The organism is Vibrio sp. 10N.222.48.A3 (assembly GCF_041475345.1).
Lineage (GTDB): Bacteria > Pseudomonadota > Gammaproteobacteria > Enterobacterales > Vibrionaceae > Vibrio > Vibrio tasmaniensis_A.
This window is the reverse complement of sequence record NZ_JBFRVX010000820.1, coordinates 1-3,657: the sequence shown is the minus strand read 5'-3', so window position 1 is coordinate 3,657 and position 3,657 is coordinate 1. Positions and strand designations below refer to the sequence as shown.

Genomic DNA, 3,657 nt, shown 5'->3' with positions numbered 1-3,657 from the left:
CTATTACTCTACCCCAACAGAAGATATCAGCCTGATCCAAGCTCAATACCAAGAGTTTGCTTTCCAGCGCCACTATCATTTGGACTTTCACATTGGTTTAATTACCCGAGGACAGCAGAAATTCGTCTATAAAGGGACGAGCCATAATGTTGGTGCTGGCCAAGTTGTTATCATGCCACCCGATGAGCTGCATGATGGGCACTCCAAACTCGATTCGGGTTATCAAGTCAGTGTGTTTGCCGTGTCTCCCCAATGGTTTCAAGATCTTGCCGATCCCAAGCAAAATGGTCACACATTAGGCTTTTCTGAGTTGATCCTCTCCGATCAAGCTGCATTTTCACAATTACGCAACTTGCACGGCCTATTAATCCATCAAAACATCAGCCAGCTCGCTCAAGATTGCTTACCTTTCGAAGGGTTCTCGACGATTGTCGATCGTTATGCGAAATTTGGATCGAAGAGTGACATCAAACTGGGTAATCAATCGATTGATACGCTAAAAGACTACTTGATGGCGAACTTGGATCAACCAGTGCGATTAGAACAATTGTCTGAGTTGTGTGGTTTAACCACGACTCAATTCCAACGCCATTTTAAAAACAGAATGGGCATTACGCCTTATGCATGGCTGAGCCGTTTACGTATGGAACAGAGCATGCGTCTGATTAAATCTGGGATATGTGGTACCAAGGTCGCGCACCAAGTAGGCTTCTATGATCAAGCACACTTCTCTAAGGCTTTCAAAACCACGTTCGGCGTACCACCCTCACAAATCAACTAAGTGTTGATAATTTACAATTGCTCTATTTCAAATCACGGTAAGCTACGCTCAATACGATTACTTATTTAAAAATAGCGGCAACGTTATTGAGAACTGACGATGAACGAAGTCACCATACTGATCACCCTAGCCTCTATCCACTTCATCGCTTTGATGAGCCCCGGCCCTGATTTTGCGTTAGTCGTGCAAAATGCGACGCGTCACGGACGCCAGACAGGCTTGTACATTGCGCTTGGTTTATCTTGCGGGATCTTGCTGCACTCATTGCTGAGCCTGACGGGAATCAGTTACCTAGTCCACCAACAACCGACATTATTTGCCATTATCCAACTAGCCGGCGGTAGCTACTTACTGTACTTAGGCTACGGTGCACTTAAAGCAACCTGGCAAATCATTCAGAACCACGATGATGATGCCGATACCGTCAATGCCAACGATCTGATTCTGACCAATAAGCGTCAGGCATTTTCGAAAGGGTTTGCGACCAATATTCTCAACCCAAAGGCTTTGGTGTTCTTTATCAGCTTGATGTCGAGCCTAGTGCCTGCCGACATGTCTCTGTCAGGTAAAGGCTTTGCGCTTATCATCCTATTTGGTCTGTCTCTGTTTTGGTTCTCACTACTGGCTTGGATGCTTTCGACTAAAGCATTGCAAAAGAAACTCAGCGAAGCAACGGTATACATCGATGGCTTATGTGGCGTGGTATTCAGCCTTATTGGCGTGAGTATTCTTTGGCAGTCGCTGTCCGGTTTAATCGCTTAAATTCGAATCAAGATTACAATTCGTTAACAACACTCTGGCTATCTCATCTTTCCACTGCCAATCTAGCTCTGCATATTAAAAGGAGAAGATCATGCAGTGGAAAACAAAACTAACAACCCTCGCCACTTCTACCCTACTTTTTGCCTCTCACGTCAGTTGGGCAAATCAAGCTGCCGATTCCGTCGCACCCGAACAAAGTAGTGGTTTAGAAACCAAACAGCTCGTTAAAGCCAACGATTGGATGGTCACCGCGGCCAACCCTCTTGCCACACAAGCCGGTGCTGATGTACTTGCTCGTGGTGGTAACGCGATTGATGCCATGGTTGCTGTGCAGCTTATGCTTGGCTTAGTGGAACCTCAGTCTTCAGGTATTGGTGGCGGCGCGTTCCTTGTTTATTTTGATGGCCAGGACAAGCAACTCAAAACCTACGATGGCCGTGAAACTGCACCACTTGATGCCACACCACGTCTATTCCAAGACGAAAGCGGCCAACCGCTTAAATTCTATGATGCCGTGGTTGGCGGTCGCTCCGTTGGCACGCCAGGCACGGTGCAATTACTGTGGGACACTCACCAGAAATACGGCAAGCTCGAATGGGCATCACTGATTAAACCTATCGCTCAGCTGGCTGAAGAAGGTTTTACTATTAGTCCACGTTTAGCCACCTTGATTGAAAATGACCAACAGCGACTAAGCCGCTTTGCCACTACCAAAGCCTACTTCTTCAATGCCGATGGCAGCCCGAAAACAGCTGGCACGCAACTTAAGAACCCAGAGTACGCGGCAACGTTAAACGCTATTTCTAAGAACGGTGCTAAGGCCTTTTACCAAGGTGAGATCTCTGCCGACATCATCAATACCGTGCAAACAGCGAAAGGTAACCCAGGCGTATTAGCACAGAAAGACTTCGACGCTTATTCGATCAAGCAGCGCGAGCCGGTTTGTTCTGCTTATGAGAGCTACCAAGTGTGCGGAATGGGTCCACCAAGTTCAGGTGCATTAACGGTTGGGCAGATCTTAGCGATGACCGAGCAGTTTGATCTTAAATCATGGGGACCAAACGACGCGAAATCTTGGCAAGTGTTAGCAGATGCTTCTCGCCTAGCCTTTGCAGACCGTGGTATGTACATGGCGGATCAAGATTATGTGCCAATGCCAACCCAAGGGTTAGTGAATACTGACTATTTGCAGGAACGTGCTCAGTTAATTACCGCAGGTAAGGCATTGGCAAGCGCATCTTCAGGCACACCGCCGTGGGATCACGCGATGCAGAGAAGCCAAGATGTTTCTATTGAATTACCGTCCACTAGCCACTTCAATATTGTAGATAGCGATGGCAATGTCGTGTCGATGACCACCACCATTGAGAATGCCTTTGGCTCACGCTTGATGGTAAGAGGCTTCCTACTCAACAACGAACTGACAGATTTCTCATTCAAGACCCATAACGATGGTAAGCCTATCGCCAACCGACTTGAACCGGGTAAGCGTCCGCGCTCTTCAATGGCACCGACCATCATCATGCAAGACGATAAACCTTACATGGCAATTGGCTCTCCGGGAGGCAGCCGTATCATAGGTTATGTGGCACAAGCGATCATTGCTCATACCCAATGGGACATGGATATTCAGCAAGCCATCAATCAACCACACTTCCTAAACCGCTTCGGTACCTTAGATTTGGAAAAAGGAACATCAGCGGAAAACTTCAAACCTGAGCTAGAAAAGATGGGATTTGAGGTCAACGTTCGCGATCTTAACTCTGGTTTACACGCGATTCGCATCACAAAAGATGGTTTAGAAGGCGCTGCAGACCCTCGTCGTGAAGGTGCAGCCATTGGTCAGTAGGGAATAATCCTCCCTTTTTACTCGCGGCCTTGTGCGAGATCTCTCACAAGGCAGTGAGTAAATATCGATATTTGATGGCGAAATTAGTCACCTAGACACCGTAACCAATTGAAATAAAACGATACGTACATTTATCATTCAAATAATTATATAGAAATTCGCTTATGCACCATTGCTGATAAATAAGGAATCGGTAATATGAATGGTGTCGGAAGGATGCTGACACGGAACAGGAAACGCCAAGGACTTGGTTATCTTCAGGATG

At 46.8% G+C, this 3,657-nt stretch carries 3 protein-coding genes; all 3 read left to right on the top strand.

All coding sequences use genetic code 11. The features are described from left to right. Positions 1–781, top strand: a 781-nt coding sequence (locus tag AB4653_RS20240) for an AraC family transcriptional regulator (RefSeq protein ID WP_372105169.1), incomplete at its 5' end; no start/stop codon positions are given. A gap of 99 nt (positions 782–880) precedes the next feature. Continuing rightward, positions 881–1,543, top strand: a complete 663-nt coding sequence (locus tag AB4653_RS20235; protein ID WP_009848188.1) for a LysE family translocator — start codon at positions 881–883, stop codon at positions 1,541–1,543. Between the two features lie 91 nt (positions 1,544–1,634). Then, positions 1,635–3,392 carry a gamma-glutamyltransferase gene (gene ggt, locus AB4653_RS20230; RefSeq protein ID WP_009848187.1) on the top strand — a complete coding sequence of 586 codons (1,758 nt, stop codon included), beginning with the start codon at positions 1,635–1,637 and terminating at the stop codon, positions 3,390–3,392. The last annotated feature ends 265 nt before the right edge of the window (positions 3,393–3,657 follow it).